The sequence below is a fragment of the Nocardiopsis sp. CNS-639 genome (assembly GCF_000381685.1).
GTDB lineage: Bacteria > Actinomycetota > Actinomycetes > Streptosporangiales > Streptosporangiaceae > Nocardiopsis > Nocardiopsis dassonvillei.
Map to the genome: position 1 here is coordinate 34,093 of NZ_KB906858.1, position 24,746 is coordinate 58,838.

Genomic DNA, 24,746 nt, shown 5'->3' on the forward strand with positions numbered 1-24,746 from the left:
GCGCGGGCGGCGTACTCGCCCTCCCCAGCCATCACAGGAGACGTCACACGTGAAAGCCGAACCCGCCGCACAGGCCAGACTCCTCACCCTCCAGGACCTGGACACCGACCTCCAGCGCCTGGACCACCGGGCGCGAACCCTGCCCGAGGTCGCCGAGGCGGCCCGGCTCAAGGAGCGGGTCGACCAGATCGACAGCGAGCTGATCACCGCGCAGACCGGGGTCTCCGACGTCGAACGCCAGCAGCGCAAGGCCGAGAGCGACGTCGACCAGGTGCGCACGCGCGCCGACCGGGACGCCAAGCGTCTGGAGTCCGGGCAGATCACCAACGCCAAGGAACTCCAGAACCTCCAGTCGGAGATCACCTCGCTGGGCCGCCGCCAGGCCGAGCTGGAGGAGATCGTCCTGGAGGTGATGGAGCGCGCCGAGGAGCTCAACGCCACGGTGGCCCGCCTGACCGCCGAGCGCGAGCGCCTCGTGGCCGAGCACACCGAGGTCGTGGCCCGCCGCGACACCGCCGCCGCCGAGATCCAGTGGGACCGCACCCGGACCACCCAGGACCGCGAGCGCGTGGCCGAGGAGATCCCCGCCGACCTGCTCGCCCTCTACGACAAGATGCGCGCCCAGTACGGCGGTGTGGGCGCGGCGCCGCTGCGCTACGGCCGCTGCGGGGGCTGCAAGCTCGCGCTGAGCACCGTCGAGCTCAACGAGATCCGCGCCCAGGCCGCCGACGAGGTCGTGCGCTGCGAGGACTGCCGCCGCATCCTGGTCCGCACCGAGGAGTCGGGTCTGGGCGGCCGGACCGAGCAGTGAGCACCGGCTGGGGGGCACCGCCCGACACCGCGCCGACCCGGCTCGTCCTGCTGCGGCACGGGCAGACGCCGCTGTCGGTGGAGCGCCGTTTCGCGGGACGGGGCGACATCCCGCTGACCGAGGACGGGCACGCACAGGCCAGGGCGGCCGCGCGCCGCCTGGCCCCGCGGCCGTTCGACGCGGTGGTGTCCTCCCCGCTGCGCCGCACCAGGGACACCGCGGCCCACGCCGCCGAGGCGCTTGGGCTGCCGGTGGAGATCGACGAGGGGTTCGTCGAGACCGACTTCGGCGACTGGGAGGGGATGACGTTCGCCGAGGCGCGGGCGCGGGCCCCGGTCGCGGTGGACCGGTGGCTGGCCGACCCGGAGACGGCGCCGCCCGGCGGGGAGAGCTTCGCCGCGGCCTCCCGCAGGGTGGACGCCGCCCGCCGGGCCCTGGTCGAGCGGCACCGGGGGCGCACCGTCCTGGTGGTCACCCACGTGACCCCCATCAAGGCGCTGGTGCAGCAGGCCCTGCTCGCCCCGCTGGAGGCGCTGTACCGGATGCACTTGGACACCGCGTGCCTGACCGAGGTGGACGTGTTCGCCGACGGGCCCATGGTGGTGCGCTCCCTCAACGACACCGCCCACCTGGAGTGAGGGGCCGAGGGGGAACGGGGCCGCGGCGGCGGGCGTAGAATGGGCGGCGAGGGGAGTCGGCCAGGCGGTCGCGGACCGCGCCTGGTGCGCGTGTTCGAGGAAAGTCCGGACTCCACAGGGCAGGGTGGTCGGCAACACCGACCCGGGGTGACCCGCGGGACAGTGCCACAGAAAGCAGACCGCCACCGCTCGCGGTGGTAAGGGTGAAACGGTGGTGTAAGAGACCACCAGCGGCCGGAGTGATCCGGTCGGCTCGGTAAACCCCACCCGGAGCAAGGTCAAAAAGGGAACCTGCGGGTTCCCGCGCGGATGTTCGAGGGCGGCCCGCCCGAGTCCGCGGGTAGACCGCACCGAGGCCGTCGGCAACGGCGGTCCCAGATGGATGGCCGCCCGGTTCCTCGGAACCGACAGAATCCGGCTTACCGGCCGACTCCCCTCACACACCCTCCTGACCGGGCGCGCGGCGCGGGGGAGACGGCCGTGTTCCGGTTCTGTCCCGGACGGTGGACCAGCCGGAGAGCGGGAGCGGGCCGATCGCTCCGCGTCCGGATTCTCCCCGCCTGAGGCGGGCTGGCGCGGTCCCACCCGTGGTGTTCCGGCGGGCGCGGCCCCCGGGCGGCGGGTCGGAGGGCCACTCCCGGTGCACGGGTACAGTCCTACAGCCCGCCGGTGATGGCCCGCTGCCCGCGCGCACCGATAGATTGGCCCCTGCGCTCCCTACCCCGGGCGAGCTCCGGAGCGCGTACGCCCGTGGGCCGACGTCCGGGGTCGGACCCAGCGGGCATCCGCGTTCACGGGAATGGGTGCATCTTGTTCGACTCCACCGCCTTCTGGGTGGCTCTCTTCGGTCTGCCTGTCGTGGCCATCGTGGTGATCGTCCTGCTCGCCTCCTATCAGGCCTCAGGCGTTCAGCAGGACGGACGCGACGACGCGCCCGACGAGGACTCCTCCACCAGCTGATCCCCGTGGTCCGCATCCGTCCTCGGGTGGGGCACGGGGTCGTTCACGTCCTGGACGTCCTGCACGGGGACGAACTCCCCCGTCTCGGCGTCCAGGAGGTGCACCCTCGCCGTCTCCAGGTCGTAGTACATCCCCGTCAGAGTCAGCTCGCCCGCCTCCACCCGTTCGCGGACCACCGGGTAGCTCGCGAGGTTGCCGATCTGCGCCTCCACGTTGGCCTGGGCCAGGCGGCGCAGCGCCTCAGCCGTGGGCAGGCCCGACAGGGCACCCGACTCCTCGCCCACCCGCGCCAGGCTCTCCGAGCCGTGGGACAGCCAGCGGCGCATGTGCGACGCCTGCTCGTCCGTCTCCAGGTGGGCCTTCTCCAGCAGGGCCTGCATCGCCCCGCAGTGCGAGTGGCCGCACACCACGATCGAGGGCACCCGCAGCACGTTCACCGCGTACTCGATCGCCGCGCCCGTCGAACCGTTGTCGGGTGCCTCCCGCGGCGGCACCAGGTTGCCGAGGTTGCGCACGGTGAACAGGTCGCCGGGCCCGCTCGCGGTGATGAGGTTGGGCACCACGCGCGAGTCGGCGCAGGTGACGAACAGCGCGGTCGGGTTCTGGCCGTGCGACAGGCGGCTCATCACCGACCGCATCCGGTCGGTGGTGCTGGCGTGGTACTCGCGGGCACCGGCCGCCAGCAGGCCCAGCGCGTTCACCCCGCGGTCGCCGTCACCGCGCATCTCCCAGGGGGCCCACCAGCGGGCCAGGCCGCCGGGCGCGGTCTTGGCGGCGGGCGCCGACCGGGTGGAACTGCGCGTGTACCACTTCTCGTGCACCTCGTCGATGTCGACGCTGCCGCCGGTGCGCTCGTGGTCCACCCGCCAGGCGTGGATGGCCTCGAAGGCGGCGTGGTCCATGAAGTCCACGTGCAGGTCCAGGTCCACCCGTGAGCCCGAGGGAACGGTGCGCAGCACGTGCGCGAGCCGGGGCACGCCCAGGAAGGTGAGCGAGCCGTGCACGGTGATGTGCACCCGGTCGTCGCGTTCCTCGGTGGTCACGGTCAGCTTGGTGAGCCTGCGCAGGGAGACGATCATGGCCAGCCCGAAGCCGATGAACACGCCCTCCAGGAGCCCCAGGAACACCACGCCGAACAGGGTCACCAGGTAGACGCTGGCCTCGTGGTGGCGGCGCAGGTCGCGCAGGTGGGCGATCGAGACCATCTGCACGCCGATGAACACCAGCAGCGCCGCGAGCGCGGGCATCGGGATCAGCTCGACCACGTGCGCGAACAGGGCGACGAACAGCAGGATCCACACGCCGTGCAGGATGGTCGAGAGCGGGCTGCGCGCCCCGGCGCGCACGTTGGTGGTGCTGCGCACGATCACACCGGCCACCGGCAGCCCGCCCAGGGCGCCGCTGATGGTGTTGGCCGCGCCCTGGCCGCACAGCTCGCGGTTGAGCATCACCCGGCGGCCGCTGTGCATGCGGTCCACGGCGATCGCGGCGAGCAGGGACTCGACGCTGGCGACCATGGCCACGGCGGCCACGCTCAGGGCGATGCCGTCCCACTGCCCGGCCTCGGGCAGCATCGGGCCGTTCCAGGCGTCGGCGAAGGAGCCGGGCAGGACGACGGTCTGCACCTGCCAGCCGCTCGTGGTGGAGATGAGGGTCGCAGTGGCCACGGCGACCAGCGCGGCGGGCACCACGGCGGGCCGCAGCCGCCCGAGGGAGGGCAGCTTGTTCCAGGTGAACATGATCGCGATGGTGATGACGCCGACCGCGACGGCCGGGGTGTGGTTGTTGGCGATCTGGTGGGGCAGGTCGGCGATGTTGGCCACCGCCGAGCTCTGCGGTTCCCCGCCCAGGACCACGTGCAGCTGGGCCAGGGCGATGGTGACGCCCACCCCGGCGAGCATGCCGTGCACCACGGCGGGGGAGACGGCCAGGGCGGCCCGGGCGATGCGGAAGGCGCCGAGGGCGAGCTGGACCAGCCCGGCCAGCAGGGTGATCAGGCAGGTCACCCGCCAGCCGTAGGTCATGACCAGGTCGGCGACGATGATGGTCAGGCCGGCGGCGGGGCCGCTGACCTGGACCACGGACCCGCCGACGAGTCCGGCGACGATCCCGCCGACCACGGCGGCGATGATCCCGGCGATGAGGGGGGCGCCGGAGGCGACGGCGATCCCCAGGGACAGGGGGACGGCGACCAGGAAGACCACCAGTGAGGCGCCGACGTCGGCGGCGATCCCCCTGTGGCGGTCGAAACGTTGCCCGGGTGAGGCCGTGGGCGGCCTCTCGGGCGTGACTCCCTGGGCGTCGTTGCGCATGGTTACTCCATTCGGGTTGGACCAGGCAAGTGATGCGTGGGCGCACGGGGACTGCGGTGTTCGGGTCGGGGGGCGTGCGTGGAGACACGGGATGAGAGAATGTCCCTGAGGGTGTCCTTCGCGCTACCAACTGTAGCCAGTATCCGCCACGGAGTGTTACGGACTGTTGCTCCTTTGGTAACCATTTTCCTGTCTTCACATGTCCTGGGGACAAATCAGGACAGAGAAAACCCCGAGGTGGTGGCCTCGCCCACCGCCTCGGGGTGTGAAGTGATGTACCTCTCGTGCAGCCCGGGGGCCGGAAAAGGGTCGTTACCGCGTGTTGCGGACGTCCGGAAGATCAGATGAAGCGGCCGTCCTCGTACCCGCCCTCGTAGCGGTTGCGGCCGTGCGGGTCGCGGGGGTCGGACGGGTACGGTTCCGGCGCCTGCGGCCCGCCGGGGTGCCGCTCCTCGTCGCCGGCCTGCCAGTCCGACGCGGGCGGGAAGCCGCCGTAGCCGGGCTGCTGCGGCTGCTGGGGCTGTTGGGGCTGTCCGCCGGACGGGTAGCCGCCCGGGACACCGGGGTAGCCGCCGGTGCCCCCGGCCGGATAGCCGAACGGGGCCTGTGCGCCGTAGCCCGCCGGGGCGTCCCCGCGCACCTGGTCCACCGGATAGCCGCCCGTCGGGTAACCGCCCTGCGGGTACCCGGGAGCCTCACCCGGGAACGCGGACGGGTAGGCGGGCTGGCCGACCGACCCCTGGTCGAACGGCGCCGGAGGCTCCGGGGCCCCGGTGACCGCGCTTCCGCCCGGGAAGCCCGCCGCGCCGGGACCGCCGTGGACGCCCGGGGCCCCGAAGGCGCCGCCGTCCTCCTGCGGACCCCACAGCGGGGGGTTGGGGTCCGGCTGGGCCGGGCGGCTGTGGGCGCCGGTGTCGTAGGGGGAGCGGTGGTGGGTGCCGGTGTCGTAGTCGTTGCGGTTGAAGGAGTCGGTGTCGTAGGAGGGGCGGGTGTGGTTGCCGGTGTCGTACTCGGGTCGTCCGGTGCCGGACATGCCGTAGTCGGCGTGGCTGTGGGCGCCCGTGTCGTAGGAGGACCGCTGGTGCGCTCCGGTGTCGTAGGACGAACGCTGGTGGGACCCCGTGTCGTAGGCCGAGCGCTGGTGGGTCCCCGTGGTGTGGGACGTCTCCGGCCGCGACCGGTAACCACCGCTCAGGGGGTCGGCCGGATCGACCGCGCCGCCCGGGGAGGTCTGGCCCGTGCCCGCGCCGCCCTGCCCGCCGCCGAAACCGAGCTCGGAGCGCTGGTGCGCGCCGGTGTCCATGCTGGACCATATCGGCGAACTCGTGCCGGTGCCCGGGGTCGGGCGCTGGAAGGCCGGGTCGAGCGGGTCGGCGGGGGGCGCGCTCCGCGCACCGGCCGTTCCCGGGTAGTCCGAGCGGCTCATCGACCCGCTGTCGTAGGACGAGCGGCCCTGGAACGGGTCCCCCGCGGACGGGACGGAACCGGATCCGCCGAGCGGGTCGCGCCCCGAGGCGGTCCCCAGCGGGTCGTGCGTGCTGGCCGGGGTCCCCAGCGGGTCGTGCGTGCCGGCCGGGGTCCCCAGCGGGTCGCGTGTGCCGGATGAGGATCCCAGCGGATCGGTCGAGGAGGGTGAATAGGAGGAACGGGGAGACCACGAACCGGTGCCCAGGGGGTCGTCTGAGACCGAGGCGGCCGGTGCGGCGGGCTGGGAGGGCTGGGGGACGCCCTGCGGGGGCGTGGCCTCCCGCGCGGGGGGAAGCGCGGAACGCGGCGGAGCCCCCGGCGGCAGGGCGCGCTCGTCCTCGCCGACCGGTTCGGCCCCGCGCCGCCTGCGGCCCCGGCCCCGCGACGGCTCCTCCCCGTCCTCCTCCGCCGGCTGGGGCCCGCTGCCCTGGCCCAGGCTGGCCAGCACGGCCAGGTCGGCGGAGGGGTCGCCGCTCCCGCGGCCTCCCGCGGCGGGCATGACCGTGGTGGCTCCGGGGGGTCCGGAGGCCTCCTCGTCCTCGTAGTCCCCGTACCCGTCGTCGTAGTCGTCGTCCTCGTACTCGTGGGCGGTCACGGTGACGGCGGAGTCCCGGTCACCGCGCCCGTCCCGCGCACCGGAGGGCCGCTGCGCGGGGCCGTCCTCGCCCAGGCTCGACCAGAAGTCGTTGTCGGACAGGGAGTCGTCATCGTCGTCCCAGTCCGCGTCGAGCTTGCGCCTGCCCCGGGGCCGCCGCTCCGCCTTGGCGCCGTCGCCCTGACGGGACCTGCGGCTGCGTCCGCGCGGCTCCGGCTCCCCGTCGTCCTCGTCCTCGTCGAGGTCGCGCCCCCGGGTCCCGCCGCGTCCCCGGCCCCCGTCGCGGGCCCGCTCCCGGCCGCGTCCGCGACCGCGCGGCCGTTCCTCGTCGCGGTCGTCGCCCTCGGCGTCCTCGTGCTCGTACTCGTCGTCGTAGTCGTCCTCGCGGGAGCCGGAGCTCAGCGCGCGCATGCCCAGCAGCAGGAGCACGAGCACGGCGAGCACGACGATGACGGCGATGATGATGATGACGGTGACGGTCATGGTGTACGCACTACCTTGGGGAGGTCGGCCGCGCCCGGGTCGCACCGGTGACCGGCCGAGAGGAGGCCGGTCGAGGGGAGGCGGTGACCTCCGGGGACCGCGGTGATCCGGTGGGTTCGGCCTGCGCTCGCGGGGGGACGCAGGCGGTCCGGTGCGGTTTCGGGTCAGGGCGCCGCGCGGCGAGTGGACGAGTATCGGTCATCTGAAATGGGGCGGGGGGCACAGACCCACTGTATGCGTTGTCGTGCTCCGTGTGCAGAGGGCTACGGGAGCTTCCTCCAGGAATCACCGTGACCCCGGATCCGTCGGGTCGTCCGGGGCCGATCCGGAGGTAACGCCCGCGGTGAACTATGTCACTCGCTGCGCGTGACCAGTGAACCGCGTGCGACGGCCTGGTCCGCGATCGCCTCCAGCGAGGCGCTCAGCGTCGCGCCCTCGGGCAGGTCCAGCGGGCCCTGGAGGGCGTACACGGTGAACCGGTACTCGTAGGCCTCGTCGGGCTCGGGGCAGGGCGGGTCGTAGGCGGACTCGCCGATGCTGTTCTGCCCCTGCTTGGCGTCGGCCGGAACGGTGTTCTGGCGCAGCTCGACGAGTTCGGGGTCCAGGTCGTAGACCACCCAGAACACCTGCGCCACCTGCGGATCGTCCACCACCAGGGCGATCGACCCGGCCTCGTCGGGAAGCCCCGACCAGCTCAGCGGCGGCGAGTACGCCTGCTGGGCCTCCTCGGGGTCCTCGGAGCCGCCCGTGTCGCCCTCGCCCTCCGCGGTGGTCTCGGCCGCGCCCTCGCAGGAGTAGGCCGCGGGAAGCGGTTCGCCCTCCTGCATCAGCGGGCTGGTGACGTTGATGTCGTCGGGCATGTCGCCGTTCTGCGCGGGCGAGAGGATCCCGCAGCCCGTGGTCAGGGCCACGACGGCCCCGGCCGCCACCGCGCCGGCGCGCGTACCGGGGGACGGGCGGGCCGCACTCGGCGCACCGGTGGTCCGGGGGAAGGGGAGGGCCGGGAACAATGGGACTCCTGCTTTTCGGGCCGTGGAGGCGAACATCTCGGTGACGCGGGTGCGGCGCTCGGAGGAGACCCGGCGCCGGACCGGCGGGGAACGGGCGGCTCCGCGGGCGGGCGCCGACGACACGTTCCCCAGCGAACCCTACTGCGGTCAGGCGGGCGTTCGGTCTCCCGTCCGCGCCCGTGCGCTCCCGCGCGGGACGCGAAGGCCCGCGACCCCGGCCGCGCCCCCGCCGGTCGCGGCCCGGCGGGAACGGGACGGGAACGGCTCCTCACGGAGAGCGTTCGTCCGTACGATCGGTGATCATGGGTCGGTGCGGTTCTCCATCCTCGGGCCCTTAGCGGTCCACGACGCGACCGGGCGACCCGTCGCCATCGGCGGTGCGCGCCTGCGCACGCTGCTCACCCTCCTCCTGCTCCGGCCCGGCCAGCGGATCGCCAACGACGAGCTCACCGACGCCGTCTGGGCGGGGAGCCCGCCCGCTGCGGCGGGCAACGCCCTCCAGGCCCTGGTCTCCCGCCTGCGCCGAGCGCTGGGCGAGGGCGCGCGCATCGACGGGGACGCCTCGGGGTACCGATTGGCGGTCGAGCCCGGCCAGGTGGACCTGGCCGAGTTCGAGTCCCTGGTCAGGCGGGGGCGGGCCGGGCTCGCCGCGGGCAGGGCCGCCGACGCCGCCCGCGACCTGGGCGAGGCCCTCGCCCTGTGGCGCGGACCGGCCCTGTCGGACCTGACCGCGCACGGTCTGGCCGAGGACACGGCGCTGCGCCTGGCCGAGACCCGCCGAGCGGCCCTGGAGGACCGCCTGACCGCCCTGGCCGACCTGGGGCTGTACGCCGAGGTCCTGCCCGAGGCGGAGGCCCTGTGCCGAAGCGAGCCGCACCGCGAGGGCCCCCTCGCGCTCCTCGTACGCGTGCTGGCCGCCACCGGCCGCACGGCCGACGCCCTGGCCGCCTACGAGCGCTTCCGCTCCCACCTGGCCGACGAGCTGGGCCTGGACCCCTCGCCCCAACTGCGCGACCTGCACCTGAGGCTGCTGCGCGGTGAACTCGACGCGTCCCCTGCCGCCGAGCCCTCCGCCCCGCCCCCGGCTCCGGCCCCGCCCCTGCGCCTGCCGACCTCCCTGACCAGCTTCGTGCCGCGCGACACCGAGGTGGACACCGCCGTCGACCTGCTGATCCGCGAACGCCTGGTCACCCTGCTGGGCCCCGGCGGCGCGGGCAAGACCCGTCTGGCGATCGAGAGCGCCTCCGCGCTGGCCGCGCGGGCTCCCTCCCTGCTCTCCCGCGGCGGCTGGTTCGTCGAACTCGCCTCCAGGACGGCCGCGGACGTCCCCCAGGCACTGGCCTCCGCGCTGGAGCTGCGCGAGCACGCCGTGCTCCAGGCGCGCTCCGCGGCCCCCAACGCCCCCGCCACCCTCGTTCCGCTCCTGGAACGGGTGGTCTCCTTCGTCGGTGACCGCCCCGTCCTCCTCGTCCTGGACAACTGCGAGCACATCGTCGAGGAGGTCGCCTCCGCCGTGGCGACGCTGCTGGCCCGCTGCCCCGGCCTGCGGATCCTGGCCACCTCGCGCGAACCCCTGGGGGTGCCCGGCGAACAGCTCCTGACCGTCCCCTCCCTGGACATGCCGCCCGAGGGGGCCTCCGCCGACCGGGCCGCCGCCTGCTCCTCGGTCATCCTGTTCGCCGAACGCGCCGCCGCCGTGCGTCCGGGCTTTCGCGTCACCCCCGACAACGCCGCCCACGTCGTCCGCGTCGTCCGCGAGCTGGACGGCCTGCCGCTGGCCCTGGAGCTGGCCGCCGCGCGCCTGCGCTCCATGAGCACCGCCCAGCTCGCCGACCGGCTCCGCGACCGCTTCCGGCTCCTCACCGGAGGCGCCCGGTCGACGCTGCCGCGCCACCGCACCCTGCGCGCCGTCGTCGACTGGAGCTGGGACCTGCTCGACGAACCCGAGCGCCGCCTGCTGCGCCGCCTGTCGATCTTCGCCGGGGGAGCCACCCTGGAGGCCGTCGAACGGGTCTGCGCCGACCCCGGCACCGAGGGGGAGATCGGCGGCCACGACGCGTGGACCGTCCTGTTCGCCCTGGTCGACAAGTCCCTGGTGGTCGCCGAGAACCCCGACCGTGACGACACCCCGCCCCGCTACCGGCAACTGGAGACCGTGCGTGCCTACGCCGCCGAACGCCTGGCGAGCAGCGGCGAGGAGGAGCGCGTGCGCGACGCGCACGCCCGCCACGTCCGCGACCTGTGGCGCTGGGCCGACCCGCTGCTGCGCGGCCCGCGCCAGGGGGAGCTGCTCGCCAGGCTGGCCGCGGAGGCCGACAACTGCGGCGCCGCCGTGCGCTGGGCCGTCGAGCGGCGCGACGCCGGACTGGCCCTGGACCTGGTCGAGTGCACCCAGTGGTACTGGACCCTGTGCGGCTCCTGGCGCCAGCTCCACCAGTGGGCCGTGGACGTCCTGGACATGGTCGGCGACCGGGTGCCCGAGGGGCGCGCCGTGGCCTACGCCAGCTGCCTGTTCCAGCGGGCCGACACGACCACCGACCACGAGACGGTGCTGGAGCGCATACGCGAGGTCGAGGCCGTCCTGGAAGAGGCCGGACAGCGGGCCGAGGAGCACCCCATGCTCGTCTACGGCCTGGTCTACACGGCGCTGCTGGAGGGGACGACCGGCGCCGCCCACGAACGCCTCGCCGTCGCGGCTGACCAGGCCGACCCATGGATGCGGGCCCTCGTGGGGGTGCTGCTGTCCCTGTTCGACGCGGTCAACGGGCGCACCGGGCGGTCCATGGAGCGCGCGAACGCCGCCCTGGAGCAGTTCCGCGCGTGCGGCGACACCTGGGGCGAGTGCCAGGCGCTCGTCCAGGCCGTGGACCTGTACCGGTTCGAGGACCTCGACCGCTGCCGCGACCTGCTCACCCTCGGCGTGCGCAGGGCCGAGGAGGCGGGGCTGGAGGCGCTGGACTGGATGTTCCGCGTTCGCCGGGCCCAGGTCCTCACCGACCTCGGTGACCTGGAGGCCGCGCGTGAGGACCTGCGGGGGCTCCTCGGCTCCGAGCGGCCCGTGGAGAAGGAACAGATGGTGCTGCTGCGCCTGGCCGAGGGCCAGTGGCTGCGGGAGGCGGGGGAGCCGGACGCGGCCCGCGCGGTCCTGGACCGGGCGGGCGAGGACCTCAAGGGCCTGGGCGGGTTCTCGCCCGTCTACGTGGAGGCGGGCTGGCGGACCCTGTACACGACCGTCGCCTGGAGGGCCGGTGACACCGGGGAGGCCTGGGAACACGCCCGGCGCGCCTGGCGGCTGGCCGACCACGGCCTGGGCCCGGTGTGCGCGGAGGTCCTGGACACCTTCGCCGTGATGGCCGTCGGACACGACCCGCGGCGCGGCGCCTGGCTGCTGGCCTGCGCCGAGGTGCTGCGCGGCATGCCCGACACCGCCACGCCCCTCGTGGTGCGGGCCCGCGAGAGCGCGCGCCGGGAGCTGGGCGGACGGGAGTACGACCTCGTCCTCGCCGGGGTCCGGGATGTGAGCGCCGACCGGATCCACGGGCTCGTGGACGCCTGGCTGGCCGAGGGCGCGCCCGGTGGCGCGGAGCGCGCCTGACCCCCGGCCAGCCGTGCCCGGGGCCGGCCTCCCGGCGGGGTGTGCGTGCTCCGGCGGGGCGGAGGCGGTGGCCCGGAAGCCGTTCCCCGTCCGTGGAGGCGCCGCCGAACGGCGCGCGGCCGCCCCGGAGGAGCCGGGGCGGCCGCGCGACCTGTCCTGGTCGGGAACCGGTCAGGTGCGGCGCCGGTAGGCCCACACCGCCAGCGGGAAGAAGACCGCGGTGATGATCGCGGCCCACACCACGGTCCACAGCACCGGGCCGGTGGCCTCGCCCGAACCCAGCATCAGGGCGCGCATGGCGTCCACGACGTGGGTGACCGGGTTGTTGGCGGCCACCACCCGCAGCCAGCTGGGCATGTCGTCGGGGCTGACGAACGCCGAGCTGCTGAAGGTCAGCGGGAACATCAGGATCATCCCGAACGCCTGCACCGCCATCGGGGTGCGCACGATCATGCCGATGAAGGCCGACATCCAGCACAGGGCGAACGCGAACAGCAGCACCAGGGTGGCCGCCACGACCACGCCCACCACGCCGCCCTCGGGGCGGAACCCGATGGCCATGCCCACCACCAGCACCATCACCACGGTGATCGAGTACCGGACCAGGTCGCCGAGGATGGCGCCCGTCAGCGGGGCCGAGCGGGCGATGGGCAGCGACCGGAACCGGTCGAAGATGCCCTTCTCCACGTCCTCGCTGAGGGAGAAGCCGGTGCCCAGCGTGGCGAAGATGACCGACTGGGCGATGATGCCGGGCATCAGGAAGTCGCGGTAGGACTGCCAGTCGCCCATCATCGCCTGTCCGAAGACGAAGACGAACAGGGTCACGAACATGACCGGCTGCAACATCAACCCGAAGACCTCTTCGGGGTTGGCCTTGATCTTCAGTACGCTGCGCCAGGCCAGCTGAAGGCCGTTGCGCACGGTGATCAGCGGACTGATCCGCTTCGGGGTGGTCGGTGCGTCCTCCGGCCGCGCCGACGGCGTCCGGGTCGTCACGGCGCTCATGCTGGTGTCCCTTCTTCAACGGCTCCCCGGGGGGCCTCCTCCTCGGCGGCGTGCCCGGTCAGGGCGAGGAAGACCTCGTCCAGGCTGGGCTTGCGCAGTGACAGCTCGGCGACGGCCACACCCTGCTCGTCCAGGCGGCGCACCACCTCGGGCAGGACCGCCGAGTCGGTGACCGGGACGCTGGCCAGCAGCCCGTCGGAGGACACCGGCGTGCTGGTGACCGCCTCGATGATCCTGGTGGCCAGGGACAGCTGTCCGGTCTCGACGGTGCGCACCTCCAGCACCTGGTTGCCCGCCTGGCTCTTGAGCTCCTCGGGCGTGCCCTCGCTGATCACCCGGCCGTGGTCGAGCACCATGAGGTCGTCGGCCAGCTGGTCGGCCTCCTCCAGGTACTGGGTGGTGAGCAGGACGGTCACTCCGTCGTCGACCAGGCCGCGCACCACGTCCCACAGCCCGTTGCGGCTGTGCGGGTCCAGGCCGGTAGTCGGCTCGTCCAGGTACAGCAGCGACGGGCGGCCGACCAGGCTCGCGGCCAGGTCCAGCCGTCGGCGCATGCCGCCCGAGTAGGTCTTGGCGGGGCGGTCGGCGGCGTCGGAGAGCTCGAAGCGCTCCATCAGCTCCGCCGACCGCGCCCGAGCCCCGGCCCGGTCGAAGCCCAGCAGCCGGGCGATCAGCACGAGGTTCTGGGTTCCGGTCAGGTCGGCGTCGACCGCCGCGTACTGGCCGGTCAGCCCGATCAGGCGGCGCACCTCGTGGGGCTGGCGCGCCACGTCGAAGCCGCCCACCTCGGCGTGCCCCTCGTCGGGGCGCAGCAGGGTCGCCAGGATGCGCACCGTCGTGGTCTTCCCGGAGCCGTTGGGTCCCAGGACGCCCAGCACGGCCCCCGTCCTGGCCCTCAGGTCCACGCCGTCCAGGGCCCGTTTGCCCTTGAACTGCTTGACCAGGCCCTCCGCGCGGATGGCGTCAGTCATCTCTCCTCCATGTGTCAACGTCTGCTGTCAAGTCTGGCCAACCGGTCTGACAGAACGCTGACAGCGCATGACGGAGAAACCTCCAGGAAACGGACGTCTTCGTCAGCGCGTGTCAGGGCGCGCGCCTTCCGTCGGCGGCCCGCGCGGAGGGCGCCGCCGCCGCGTCCGCGGCCCGCGGTGGAAGGGGCTGGCGCGGGGCGAGGCCCTAGACTCGTGCGCGTGATGGACACCCCCGCAACCCCCGGCCCCCAGGAGCCGCCGCGACCCTCCGGGCACGAGGCGACCGCGCGGCTGCGTCCGCCGCTGCGCCGCGTGAGCGGCCGGGCGATCGGTGTGTGGACCCTGCGTCTGATGTTCGCCAGCGTGGTCGTCCTGCTCATGCTGTCGGCGGTCGCCTGGGCGGCCTCGTCGCTGGACTGGGCGTGGATCCCCCCGTGGGCGAGGGACAACGCCTGGCTGCTGCCGGGGGTCTACGCGCTCTACGCCCTGGTCAGGATCGCCGTCGTCCCCTCGTGGAGGTACCGGGTGCACCGCTGGGAGGTGGCCGGGGACGTCATCTACACCCGGGCGGGCTGGGTCAGCCGCTCCTGGCAGCTGGTACCGGTCAACCGCCTGCAGACGGTGGACCACACGCAGGGGTGGCTGGAGCGCCTGTTCGGCGTGGCGACGCTGGAGGTGCAGACCGCCTCCTACGCCGGGTCGTCCACGATCGAGGGGCTGGACGCCGAGGAGGCGCGCCTGCTGAGCGAGGAACTGGCCGTGCGCGCCGGCACGCTGCGGGACGACGCGACCTGATGGACGGACACGGCGAACACCACGGCCCGCCGGACCCGGCCGAGCCCGACGACCACGGCGGCTGGGTCGCTCCCGGAAGCGGCCCCGCGCACTCGGACCGGGGCGCGGAGGAGGCCGCCGACCGCGGCCCGACCGCCGACCCCCGGGCTCCCTGGAGCCCCGGCGCCCACGGGTCCCGGGGCTCCGGGCACGAAGCGTGGGGCCCCGGCGTTCACACGCCCACGGGCTCCGGCGCCCACGCCTTCCAGGGCCCGGGCGCCCACGCGCTCCCCGGCCCCGGCCCCGAGACACCCCCGGAGCCCGCGCGGGAGCGTCCCGACGGCCCCCGCGACTGGTGGGGCGGGCAGGACGGCGGGGGCGCGGAGGCCTTCGGCGCCGAGCGCGCCCGCCGCCTCAGCCCCCGCAGCGTGGTCGTGGGCCCCATCAACCAGCTCAGGGGCCTCCTGGTGCCGATCATCGCCGGGCTGGTGCTCGGCGGGTTCAACGCCTGGGTGCTCGCCGCCACGGGAGCGACCGTCGTGGCCCTGCTCGTGGGCGGGATCGTCACCTGGCGCACCACCCGTTACGAGGTCGCCGGGGACCGGCTGGAGATCCGCCGGGGCCTGCTCCGCCGCTCCCAGCGCACCATCCCGCTGGAGCGGGTGCGTGGCGTGGACGTCACCAGCACCCTGCTGCACCGGCTGCTGGGCGTGGCCGTGGTCCACGTCGAGGCCGCCGCGGGCTCCGCGGGCGCCACCGAGGACGGCAAGCTCGACGCCGTGTCGGCGGGCGAGGCCGACCGTCTGCGCCGGGTGCTGCTGCACCGCAGGGCGGTGCTCACCGGTCGCGGGACCGGGGCCGTCGCGTCACCCGCCGCGCCGGGCGGGCCCGGCGCGGGCGAGGGCGCCCCGGAACCCGGGGAGAGGCCCGGGGACCCCGGGGGCGACGACACCGTCACCCACTTCGCCATGCCCCGCTCGTGGTACCTGTACGGGACGCTGAGCCTGGGGTACCTGCTCACCCCGTTCGCGGTCCTGGCCACCCTGTTCGGGATGGTCCAGCAGACCGCGGGGGAACTGGCCACCGACTACTTCGTGGACTGGGTGACCACCTCCGACCACAACCTGATCCTGCTGTCCGCGGCCCTCTTCGCCGGTGCGCTGGTGCTGCTGATGCCGGTGTTCGCGGTGGTCTCCTACGCGCTCACCCACTGGGGCTTCACCCTCAGGGAACGCGACGGCTCCCTGGTCGCCGAGCGGGGACTGCTCACCCGGCGCAGCGTGACGCTGGAGAAGCGCCGCATCCGCGGGTACGAGCTCCTGGACAACCCCCTCGAACGCCTGCGCGGGGCGGTGCGCCTGCGGGCCATCGTCACCGGGCTGGGCGACACCGCCAACCGCGCGGTGCTGCTGCCGATCGGGCCCCGCGCGGTGGTCGAGGACGTCGTGGACCGCGCGCTGGCCCGGTACCGGGGCGGCCTGAACCGGCATCCGCGCGCCGCCCTGTACCGCCGCCTGACCCGCTCCTCGGGGCCTTTCGTGCTGCTCCTGGCGGTCGCCCTGGCCGTGGACGCGGCGTGGCCGGCCTGGGCGGCCGGAGTCCTGGCGGTGCTGGGCGTGCCCCTGGGCGTGGACCGGTACCGCTCCCTGGGCCACGGCCACGACGGCGAGCGGGTGAGCGTGCGCTCGGGCTCCCTGCGCCGCTCCCAGGCGACGGTGGAGCACTCGGCGGTGATCGGCTGGACCTGGACCCAGACCCTCTTCCAGCGCCCGTCCTCGCTGGCCGACCTCCAGGTCACGGTCGGCGCGGGCGCGGGCGGCTACACCGCGCAGGACGCCTCGTTCGAGGAGTCGGTGGCCTTCGCCGCCCGGGTCACCCCCGAGATGGTGCGCCCCTTCCTCGTCGACCCGCGGGACGCGGGGCCGGACGGCGGGGGCGTGCGGCCGGACCCGCGCGGACCGGAGCGGACGTGAGGGAGGGGTCGGCCGCACCGTGCGGCCGACCCCTCCCCGCGGACGCGGGAGCGCCCTACTCGTCCTTCTTGGAGCCGAACATGATCTCGTCCCACGACGGGACCGAGGCGCGTCGGCCGCGTCCCTTGCGCTTGGCCGCGGAAGGGACGCTGTTGGCGGCGGCCGGGACCGCGGCCGCGGGCGGCTGTTCGGCGGCGCGGCGGGGGACGCCGTTGTCGTTGAGGTCGATGGTGGCGCGGCGGCGGCGCGGGGCCGGACGCTGCTGGGCGGGGCCCTCCGCGGCGGGCGGGGCGGCCTCGGGCTCGACCGGCCTGGCGGGACGGGCCTCCGGCCAGTCCGCCCGGCGTTCGGGACGGCGCTGTTCCTCGACCGCGGGCTCGTCGTAGGCGGCCGGTTCGGTCCGCCGCTCGGGGCGGTGGCGCTCCCGTGCCGGGGGTTCGTCGCGGGCGGCGGTCTCGGGCCACCGCTCGGACTCGGACCAGCGTTCGCTCCGCGTCCGCCGCTCTGGCTCGGCCCCGCGCTCGTACGCGGGCCACCGCTCGGGTTCCGCCCGCGCGGCGGGGCGCTCGACGGGCTGTTCCCTGCGCGGCCGTTCGTACCGCTCCGCCTGCGGCTCCGGGTAGCGGTCCCACTCCAGTGGCTGGCGTCCGGTGGCCCGCTCGCGCTCGGCGGGCCGCTCCGGGGCCCGCTCCCGCTCGACGGGACGGCGTTCGGCGGGGTGGCGCTCGGCGGCGGCCGGACGCGCGGGCGGCGCCGGGCGAGGCGGCTCGTCCCGGTGCGCGGCGGAGGACGGGCGCAGGGGCGCGGGGCGTTCGCGTTCGGAGGACGGCTGGGACTCGGGCCGGGGCAGGTCCGAGGCGGTCTCGGTGCGGCGCGGGGCGAAGGGCGTCACGGTCGCGCCGGGGGAGGAGACGGGTTCGGGGTCGGGTGAGGAGAACCGGGCGGCCTCCTCGTCGGCGGGGGCCACGCTGTTGTGTCTGGGCTCGTACAGCCAGTGGGCGACGCGCTCCTCGCCGCCGTGCAGGAACACGAGCTTGAGCTGCCAGGACCGGTCCTCGCGCTTCCACGAGTCCCACGTCGCGTCACCGGTCTCCAACTGGTGCGCGCCGATCCGCTTGGTGACCAGCTCCTCCAGGGAGGGGCCCGGGGCGGCGTCGCCGTGCGCGCGCACGCTCGCGCGCTGGGCCTGCTGGGCGATGTACTCGCGTTCCTGGAGGACGGGGCCCTCGAACCAGCGGACCCTCTCGATGGGGATACCGGAGATCTCGGAGATGGCCTCCGCGGTCTCGCCGGACCGGATACGGGCCTGGATTTCCTTGGGGCGCAACGGATTCTCCACTTCGATCTCGTACTGGCCGAGCCGGGAGAACTGGCCGCGTACTGCGGCGCGGAGGCGGTCGTCGACGGGCAGCGTGAAACGGGTTCCACGGCCGGCGCTGGCGAGCACCAGGTAGGTGCCGTCCTCGCTCACGGCCACGAGGCGAAGCTCGTGCATCGCCCTCCCTTTCGCGTCCCGTCGAGGGCAGGTCCCGCGACCCACCCCCGCGTTCTCCAAGTCTGGTCGGCCGACAACTGTTCGGCCAGTACCGCGCCCGGCATGTCCGAACTGTGTGCCCGCCTCCCGATCCGCGGCTGTCGCCGCGGTGGGAGCCGCCCCGGGGGTACCCGGGGCCCTCACGGTCGCTTCGGTGCCAATCTTGGCACGCTGACCCTTCCGCGACCGGGAGCGATCGCGGGGGAATGTCGCCGATCCCGCACGAGGGCTCAGCCGTGATGGTATCCCGCGTCTCCCGAATCACCCCAGGTCTGGGAAAAACTCCGATCCCGGACCGTTCCACGGGTACACGGACCCTCCGGGACGCAACTCGACACGCCGATGTGTACCAGAGAGTGATGCTTCTTATTTCATGGCGTTATCGGAAACCTGTCGCCCTTAGCCTGAGTTATCAAGCTATGGGCGAAATGTGAAGTTCGGGGTCTGTGGGGTTGTATGCCCCACCACACGCCCATCCCGCGCTGACAGTCCCGTCGCGCCCGTGCGCGGCCGACGAAGGGGGGACGACCGGATGGGTCGGACCGCACACCACGACGACCAGGAAGAAGGGGAGGAGGACGCCAATGGAAGGAAGAAGTTCGACCTGAGCGTCTCCCAGGTCGCCGGTGCCGGAGCCGCGACGCTGGCCGCGGCCACCGCGGCCTCCTACCTGAACGTGTACGGCACGGTCATCGGCGCCGCCGTCATGGCCGCGCTCAGCACACTCGTCAGCCCGCTGCTGCAGCACTGGTTCTCACGCGGCGGCGAGCAGGCCAGGCAGTTGGCCGGGCGGGCCTCCGGTCCCAGGGGCGCCGCTGCGGTACCCAACGCCCCGGGGGCTCCGGTGGCGCCGCCGCCCGAGGGCATCTCCGAGACCGCCCTGCTCCGGCAGGTCTCCGAAACCGGGACCGCGCCCCCGTCCCGGGGTGAGGAGGACGCCGACGCCACCCGCACCATGGCCCTGCCCGCGCTGGACGGCCGGACCCGGACACCGGCCGACCCCGGCGCCACAGCGCGGATGCCCGCCGTCGGCCCGTGGCCTCCGGGCGCGGACGACTCCGGTGATCACGGCGACTCCGACGGCGAAGTCGGGGACGCCGGCGAACGCGAGGACGGTCGGCGGCGCGGCTGGCGCTCCCTGGTCATCCCGGCCGCCGCGGTCTTCGCCCTGGCCATGCTGGTCATCCTGGTGTTCGAGCTGTTCACCGGGCGCTCGCTGACCTCCTGGACCCAGGGCTCGGAGGAGCCCAGCGCGCCCACGCTGTTCGGCGGCTCCACCTACGCGCCCCCGGCCGAGGAGGACGAGCCCGAGAACCAGGGGAACGGCGACGACACCCCCGACCCCTCGTTCGGGGAGCAGGAGCAGGTCCCGGGCACCGGCCAGCCGACCGAGCCCGCCCCCGAGACCGGAGCGCCCGAGGACGACGGGACCGGCGAGGGCGGCGGCACGGAGGAGGAGGTCCCCGGCGGCACCGGCGGGACCACCGAGCCCACCGAACCGCCGGAGGACGGCGGCGGGACCCAGGACCCGGGCGGGCAGGTCCCCGGCCCCGGGACCGGCGGACAGGGCGGCGAGGAGGCCGTCCCCGCGCCCCCGCCCGCCGTGCCCCAGACCGGCTGAGCGCGCCTCGCGGCGGCCGGGCCCCTCAGCCGTCGGGGCCGGCCGCCGCGAGGCGCCCGGGGCGGCCGGCGCGTCGACGGCGGCCCCGGGCCGGTCGTGCCGCGCGGCTACTCCAGCACCCGCTCCAGGTAGGCGTTGCCGAACCGGCGCCCGGGGTCCACGCGGTCCCGCACCGCCAGGGCCCGGCCCAGCATCGGGTAGACGCCCTCCAGGTAGGAGCGGTCGCGCGTGTGCATCTTGCCCCAGTGGGGGCGCCCGCCCACGGAGGTGAACAGCGACTCCAGGTCGGCGAAGTAGGCGTCGTAGGGGGTGCCCTGGTACATGTGCACCGCCACGTAGGCGGTGTCGCGCCCGTAGGCGGTGGACAGCCACACGTCGTCGGCCGGGGCGAAGCGCACCTCCACCGGGAAGCTCACCCGGTGGCCGCCCCGGTCCACGATCGACCCGGCCTCGCGCAGCACGTCGGCCAGGTGCTCGGCGGGGATCGCGTACTCCATCTCCACGAACCGCACGTCGCGCACCGAGGCGAACACCCGGTACGAGGCGTCGGTGTAGCTGCGCGCCGTCAGCGCGCGCGAGCTGACCCGGTTCACCGCGGGCACCGCGCGGGGGAAGCGGCGGCACACCCGGTTGACGCGCTCGAAGAGTGTGTTGGACAGGAACTCGTCGTCCAGCCAGGCGCGGAAGGGCGAGAGCGGTCGGGCCGGCCCCGCGCTGATGTTGTTGCGCTTGGTGTTGGTGTTGCCGGTGTGGGGGAACCAGTAGAACTCGAAGTGGTCGTTGTCGGCGCGCAGCTCCGGCAGGCGCTCCAGCACCTCCTCCAACCGCATCGGCTCCTCGCGCGCGTGCAGCAGGAAGGCCGGGCGCACCGCCATGGTCAGCGCGGTGACCACGCCGAAGGCGCCCAGGCCCACCCGCGCCGCCTGGAACAGCTCCGGCTCCCGCTCGGCCGAGCACTCCACCACCGAACCGTCGGCGAGCACCATCTCCATGCCGACCACCTGCGAGGCCAGCCCGCCCGCGTCCCGGCCGGTGCCGTGGGTGCCGGTCTGCACCGCGCCCGCCATGGTCTGCACGGCGATGTCGCCCATGTTGGCCAGGGCTGCCCCGTGCCCGGCCAGCACGTCGTTGAAGTCGCACAGGGGCAGGCCCGCCTCGACGGTGGCCGTGCCCGCGGCGGGATCGACCGAGCGCACCCGGGTCAGGGAGGTGGGGGAGAGGAGGAGGCCGTCGGTGACGGCCACGTCGGTGAAGGAGTGACCCGTGCCGACCATGCGGACGCGCAGGTCCTCGGCGGCGGCCGAGGAGACCGCCGCGGCGACCTCCGCGGTGCTCCCCGGAGCCGCCGTGCGCCTGGGCCGGGCCTGGTGGGTGCCCGCCCATGTGTGCCACATCACATCTGTCATGCGGTGACATTACCGACCGGTCACCCGCGCGGCCAGAGCCGGGTTCCCCCGGACCCGGCCCCCGGGCGGGGGAGGCCAAGACCACAGGACACGCATCCGGGGGGTCGCGCGAGCCGGTCCGGCGGAGCTGGTTTCATAAGAGCTGTGAGCTACTACGACGCGTTTTTGCTGATCTCCTTCGGCGGCCCGGAGGGGGAGGACGAGGTCATCCCGTTCCTGGAGAACGTCACCCGGGGCCGCAACATCCCCCGTGAGCGGCTCGCCGAGGTCGGCGAGCACTACTTCCTCTTCGGCGGTGTCAGCCCGATCAACCAGCAGTGCCGCGACCTGCTCGCCGCGGTCACCGCCGACTTCGCCGCCAACGGGATCGACCTGCCCGTCTACTGGGGCAACCGGTTCTGGGCCCCGATGCTCACCGACACCCTCGCCCGGATGAAGGAGGACGGCGTGCGCCGCATCCTGGCGCTGCCCACCTCCGCGTACTGCAACTGGTCCAGCCGCACCGCCTACGAGGAGGACATCGCCCGCGCCCGCGCCGCGCTGGGCGAGGACGCCCCCGAGGTGGACCTCATCCGGCCCTTCTACGACCACCCGGGGTTCGTCGAACCGCTGGTCGAGCACACCCGCGCCGCCCTGGACGCCCTGCCCGCGGAGCAGCGCGAGGGCGCGCACCTGCTCTTCTCCGCGCACTCCATCCCCACGGCGATGGCCGAGGCCAGCGGCGGCCCCGGACAGGCCTTCGGCCCCGAGGGGGCCTACGGCGCCCAGCTGGCCGAGGTGGCGAGCCTGGTGGCCGGGCGGCTCGACCGCGACTACCCGTACGAGGTCGTCTACCAGAGCCGCAGCGGCCCGCCCAGCCAGCCCTGGCTGGAGCCCGACGTCAACGACCGCATCGGGGAGCTGGCCGCCGAGGGCGTGCCCGCCGTGGTCGTGGTCCCGCACGGCTTCGTCTCCGACCACATGGAGGTCAAGTTCGACCTCGACGTGGAGGCCCGCGACACCGCCAAGGAGCTCGGCATCGGCTACGAGCGTGCGCTCAGCCCCGGCACGCACCCCGCGTTCGTGTCCATGGTGACCGACCTGGTCCGCGAGTACGCCGAACGGGCCGAGCCCCGGCGCCTGAGCTCGCTCGCGCGCTGCACCGACTGCTCGTGCCCGGCCTGAGGCGCTGAACTGCGCGGCCGACGGGTCCCCGCCGTCGGCCGGCGGTCCCGGCGCGGCTCGGCGCGGGGTTGTCCACAGGTCGGCGAAAGGGCTTGGTGCGACGGCCCCGGGCGGGTCATCCTGGAGTGGAGGGCCTCCCGCGGCCTCTCACGGGATGCGCGCCCCGACCCGACCCGCCGTCCCGGACGTGTGGGAAGGTGAGTAAACGCTGCTGACACCGCCCGCGGGGGCGGGGGACCACAGTCGCCCCACGGCCCGCTCGACGGTGTCCGCCCCGACCCCACGCCGACGTTCAGGGAGTATGTGTCTTGGTCCGTTCCTGGTATGAACTGCCGGAGTACGTCCGACTTCGCCGTGTCAACGGACTGCGCCTCTCGCCGGACGGAACCCGTCTGGTCGCGCCCGTCAGCGGCCTCGCCCCCGACGCCAAGTCCTTCCGCAGCGCCCTGTGGGAGATCGACACCGCCCCCGAGTCCGAGGGCGGGCGCGCCCCCAGACGCCTCACCCGCTCGGCCAAGGGCGAGAGCGGCGTCGGCTTCCTCCCCGACGGCTCGGTCCTGTTCACCACCGGCCGCCCCGACCCCGAGGCCGAGGCCGACGCCAAGGCCCGCACCGCCCTGTGGCTCCTGCCCGCCGACGGCGGCGAGGCCCGCCAGGTCGCCTCCCGCCCCGGCGGCATCGGCTCCTTCACGGTCGCCCGCGACTCCGGCCTGGTCGCCCTCACCGCCGACACCCTCCCCCGCAGCGAGGACGAGGAGGCCGACAGGGAGGCGCGCAAGGCCCGCGAGGAGGCCGGGGTCACCGCCATCCTGCACGAGGCGCTGCCCGTGCGCTCCTGGGACAGCGACATCGGCCCCGGGCACCCCCGCTACCTGGTCGCCGAACCGCCCGCGGACGAGGACGCCAGGCTCGGCGACCCGCGCGACCTGACCCCCGACGCGGGGATGGCGCTCCTGGGCGCGAGCGGCGATCTCACCCCCGACGGCGCCACCCTGGTCACCGAGTGGCAGGTCCCCGTCGGCCGGGGCGCCCGGCGCACCGACGTCGTCGCCATCGACACCGCCACGGGCCGGCGCCGCACCCTGGCCACCGACCCCGACCACGACTTCGACAGCCCGCTCGTCTCCCCCGACGGCCGCCACGTCCTGCTCGTGCGCAGCTCCCAGGGCGACTACGACGGCGAACCCCGGGACGAGACCGCCTGGCTGGTCGACCTGGCCACCGGACAGGGCCGCGACCTGCTCGCCGACCACGAGCTGTGGCCCCGCGAACTCGCCTGGGCCGCCGACTCCGGCGCGGTGTTCCTCGTCGCCGACCACGGCGGCCGCCGACCCGTCTTCCGGATCGACCTGGCCAGCGGCGCGCTCACCCGCATCACCGGCGACCACGGCGCCTACAGCAACCTCAACCCGTCCCCCGACGGCCGCCACGTCTACGCCCTGCGCGACGCCTGGGACGCCCCGCCCGCGCCCGTGCGCCTGGCCGCCGACGCCGCCGACGGCCAGCCCGTGCACCTGCGCACCCCCGGTTCCGAGCTCACCATGCCCGGCACCCTCACCGAGATCGAGGCCACCGCCGACGACGGCACCCCGATCCGCTCCTGGCTGGTGCTGCCCGAGGAGGCCTCGGCCGACTCGCCCGCCCCGCTCATGCTCTGGGTCCACGGCGGCCCCTACATGAGCTTCAACGGCTGGTCCTGGCGCTGGAACCCGTGGCTGCTCGCCGCGCGCGGCTACGCCGTTCTACTGCCCGACCCCGCCCTGTCCACCGGCTACGGCCAGGACATGCTCCGCCGCGCCTGGGGCCAGTGGGGGCCGCGCACCTTCGCCGACGTCATGGCCGTCACCGACGCCGCCGAGGCGCGCGAGGACATCGACGCCGAGCGCACCGCCATGATGGGCGGCTCCTTCGGCGGCTACATGGCCAACTGGATCGCCGGGCACACCGACCGGTTCAGGGCCATCGTCTCCCACGCCTCCCTCTGGGGCCTGGACGGCTTCAACGGCACCACCGACTACCCGCCGGTGTGGGAGCGCGAGTTCGGTACCCCGCTGGAGCGCCCCGAGCGCTACACCCTCAACTCCCCGCACCTGCACGCGGACCGCATCCGCACCCCGATGCTCGTCATCCACGGCGACAAGGACTACCGGGTGCCCATCTCCGAGGGACTGCGCCTGTGGCGCGACCTGATGCTGCACGAGGTGGACGCCAAGTTCCTGTACTTCCCGGACGAGAACCACTGGATCCTCACCCCCGGGAACGCCCGGATCTGGTACGAGACGGTCTTCGCCTTCCTCGACCACCACGTGCACGGCAAGGAGTGGAGCAGGCCCGAACTGCTCTGAGCCGCCCACGCCCGGCCGGGGCCGCGACCGCGGCCCCGGCCGGACCCGCGTCCGGGACGCACCCCGGCGCGCGACACCACGC

Annotated in this window: 16 protein-coding genes and 1 other RNA gene; 10 read left to right on the plus strand and 7 right to left on the minus strand. The window is 74.4% G+C overall.

What is annotated here, in order from left to right; translation table 11 throughout:
* Positions 1-49: 49 nt before the first annotated feature.
* The 4 genes from G011_RS0109510 (at position 50) to G011_RS32055 (ending at position 2,409) form a co-directional block, all read left to right on the plus strand.
* Entirely contained in the window at positions 50-811 is a 762-nt protein-coding gene (locus G011_RS0109510) for a zinc ribbon domain-containing protein (RefSeq protein ID WP_019608259.1), read from the plus strand.
* Positions 808-1,449, plus strand: coding sequence for a histidine phosphatase family protein (locus G011_RS0109515; RefSeq protein ID WP_019608260.1), 642 nt, complete (start codon positions 808-810; stop codon positions 1,447-1,449). Before G011_RS0109510 ends, G011_RS0109515 begins: the two co-directional genes overlap by 4 nt.
* A gap of 52 nt (positions 1,450-1,501) precedes the next feature.
* Positions 1,502-1,887: RNase P RNA component class A (gene rnpB, locus G011_RS30565), an RNA gene on the plus strand.
* 372 nt (positions 1,888-2,259) lie between these two features.
* A complete protein-coding gene (locus G011_RS32055; protein ID WP_013153920.1) occupies positions 2,260-2,409 on the plus strand; it encodes a hypothetical protein in 150 nt (49 codons plus the stop codon).
* On the opposite strand, the gene G011_RS0109525 is transcribed toward G011_RS32055, so the two are convergent.
* The 3 genes from G011_RS0109525 to G011_RS0109535 all read right to left on the minus strand — a co-directional run bounded on the left by G011_RS0109525 (position 2,358) and on the right by G011_RS0109535 (position 8,276).
* Entirely contained in the window at positions 2,358-4,721 is a 2,364-nt protein-coding gene (locus G011_RS0109525) for a SulP family inorganic anion transporter (RefSeq protein WP_019608261.1), read from the minus strand. The two genes, G011_RS32055 and G011_RS0109525, sit on opposite strands and share 52 nt — an antisense overlap.
* 340 nt (positions 4,722-5,061) lie before the next feature.
* A complete protein-coding gene (locus G011_RS0109530; RefSeq protein ID WP_026338169.1) occupies positions 5,062-7,266 on the minus strand; it encodes a hypothetical protein in 2,205 nt (734 codons plus the stop codon).
* Between the two features lie 353 nt (positions 7,267-7,619).
* A complete protein-coding gene (locus G011_RS0109535; protein WP_019608262.1) occupies positions 7,620-8,276 on the minus strand; it encodes a YbhB/YbcL family Raf kinase inhibitor-like protein in 657 nt (218 codons plus the stop codon).
* A gap of 310 nt (positions 8,277-8,586) precedes the next feature.
* Between G011_RS0109535 and G011_RS0109540 the strand changes: the two genes are divergently transcribed.
* Entirely contained in the window at positions 8,587-11,871 is a 3,285-nt protein-coding gene (locus tag G011_RS0109540) for a BTAD domain-containing putative transcriptional regulator (RefSeq protein ID WP_019608263.1), read from the plus strand.
* A gap of 171 nt (positions 11,872-12,042) precedes the next feature.
* Here G011_RS0109540 and G011_RS0109545 read toward each other — a convergent pair whose 3' ends face one another.
* Positions 12,043-12,876: an ABC transporter permease gene (locus G011_RS0109545; protein ID WP_019608264.1), complete on the minus strand. Its 834-nt coding sequence runs from the start codon at positions 12,874-12,876 to the stop codon at positions 12,043-12,045.
* A complete protein-coding gene (locus G011_RS0109550; protein WP_019608265.1) occupies positions 12,873-13,847 on the minus strand; it encodes a daunorubicin resistance protein DrrA family ABC transporter ATP-binding protein in 975 nt (324 codons plus the stop codon). The genes G011_RS0109545 and G011_RS0109550 overlap by 4 nt, the downstream gene beginning before the upstream one ends.
* A 222-nt stretch (positions 13,848-14,069) precedes the next feature.
* Between G011_RS0109550 and G011_RS0109555 the strand changes: the two genes are divergently transcribed.
* Both G011_RS0109555 and G011_RS0109560 read left to right on the plus strand, forming a co-directional pair.
* A complete protein-coding gene (locus G011_RS0109555) occupies positions 14,070-14,642 on the plus strand; it encodes a PH domain-containing protein (RefSeq protein WP_081461781.1) in 573 nt (190 codons plus the stop codon).
* Positions 14,642-16,594, plus strand: a complete 1,953-nt coding sequence (locus G011_RS0109560) for a PH domain-containing protein (protein WP_019608266.1) — start codon at positions 14,642-14,644, stop codon at positions 16,592-16,594. The genes G011_RS0109555 and G011_RS0109560 overlap by 1 nt, the downstream gene beginning before the upstream one ends.
* A gap of 55 nt (positions 16,595-16,649) precedes the next feature.
* Here the strand turns inward: G011_RS0109560 and sepH are convergent, their stop codons facing one another.
* Positions 16,650-18,089, minus strand: a complete 1,440-nt coding sequence (gene sepH / locus G011_RS0109565) for a septation protein SepH (RefSeq protein ID WP_019608267.1) — start codon at positions 18,087-18,089, stop codon at positions 16,650-16,652.
* A gap of 571 nt (positions 18,090-18,660) precedes the next feature.
* On the opposite strand from sepH, the gene G011_RS0109570 reads away from it, so the two are divergent.
* The gene (locus G011_RS0109570; RefSeq protein ID WP_019608268.1) at positions 18,661-19,749 is read left to right on the plus strand and encodes a hypothetical protein; all 1,089 of its coding nucleotides are present in this window, start codon (positions 18,661-18,663) and stop codon (positions 19,747-19,749) included.
* Between the two features lie 107 nt (positions 19,750-19,856).
* On the opposite strand, the gene G011_RS0109580 is transcribed toward G011_RS0109570, so the two are convergent.
* Positions 19,857-21,155, minus strand: a complete 1,299-nt coding sequence (locus G011_RS0109580) for a D-arabinono-1,4-lactone oxidase (protein ID WP_026338171.1) — start codon at positions 21,153-21,155, stop codon at positions 19,857-19,859.
* Positions 21,156-21,299: 144 nt separating this feature from the next.
* Between G011_RS0109580 and G011_RS0109585 the strand changes: the two genes are divergently transcribed.
* Both G011_RS0109585 and G011_RS0109590 read left to right on the plus strand, forming a co-directional pair.
* Positions 21,300-22,319, plus strand: coding sequence for a ferrochelatase (locus tag G011_RS0109585; RefSeq protein ID WP_019608270.1), 1,020 nt, complete (start codon positions 21,300-21,302; stop codon positions 22,317-22,319).
* Between the two features lie 308 nt (positions 22,320-22,627).
* Entirely contained in the window at positions 22,628-24,664 is a 2,037-nt protein-coding gene (locus tag G011_RS0109590; protein WP_019608271.1) for a S9 family peptidase, read from the plus strand.
* The last annotated feature ends 82 nt before the right edge of the window (positions 24,665-24,746 follow it).

Bases quoted from the DNA above. Each gene is read 5' to 3' on its own strand.
- sepH (WP_019608267.1), bottom strand. From the start codon at position 18,089: ATGCACGAGCTTCGCCTCGTGGCCGTGAGCGAGGACGGCACCTACCTG.
- G011_RS0109530 (WP_026338169.1), bottom strand. From the start codon at position 7,266: ATGACCGTCACCGTCATCATCATCATCGCCGTCATCGTCGTGCTCGCC.
- G011_RS0109550 (WP_019608265.1), bottom strand. From the start codon at position 13,847: ATGACTGACGCCATCCGCGCGGAGGGCCTGGTCAAGCAGTTCAAGGGC.
- G011_RS0109570 (WP_019608268.1), top strand. From the start codon at position 18,661: ATGGGTCGGACCGCACACCACGACGACCAGGAAGAAGGGGAGGAGGAC.
- G011_RS0109560 (WP_019608266.1), top strand. From the start codon at position 14,642: ATGGACGGACACGGCGAACACCACGGCCCGCCGGACCCGGCCGAGCCC.
- G011_RS0109580 (WP_026338171.1), bottom strand. From the start codon at position 21,155: ATGACAGATGTGATGTGGCACACATGGGCGGGCACCCACCAGGCCCGG.
- G011_RS0109545 (WP_019608264.1), bottom strand. From the start codon at position 12,876: ATGAGCGCCGTGACGACCCGGACGCCGTCGGCGCGGCCGGAGGACGCA.
- G011_RS0109555 (WP_081461781.1), top strand. From the start codon at position 14,070: ATGGACACCCCCGCAACCCCCGGCCCCCAGGAGCCGCCGCGACCCTCC.
- G011_RS0109525 (WP_019608261.1), bottom strand. From the start codon at position 4,721: ATGCGCAACGACGCCCAGGGAGTCACGCCCGAGAGGCCGCCCACGGCC.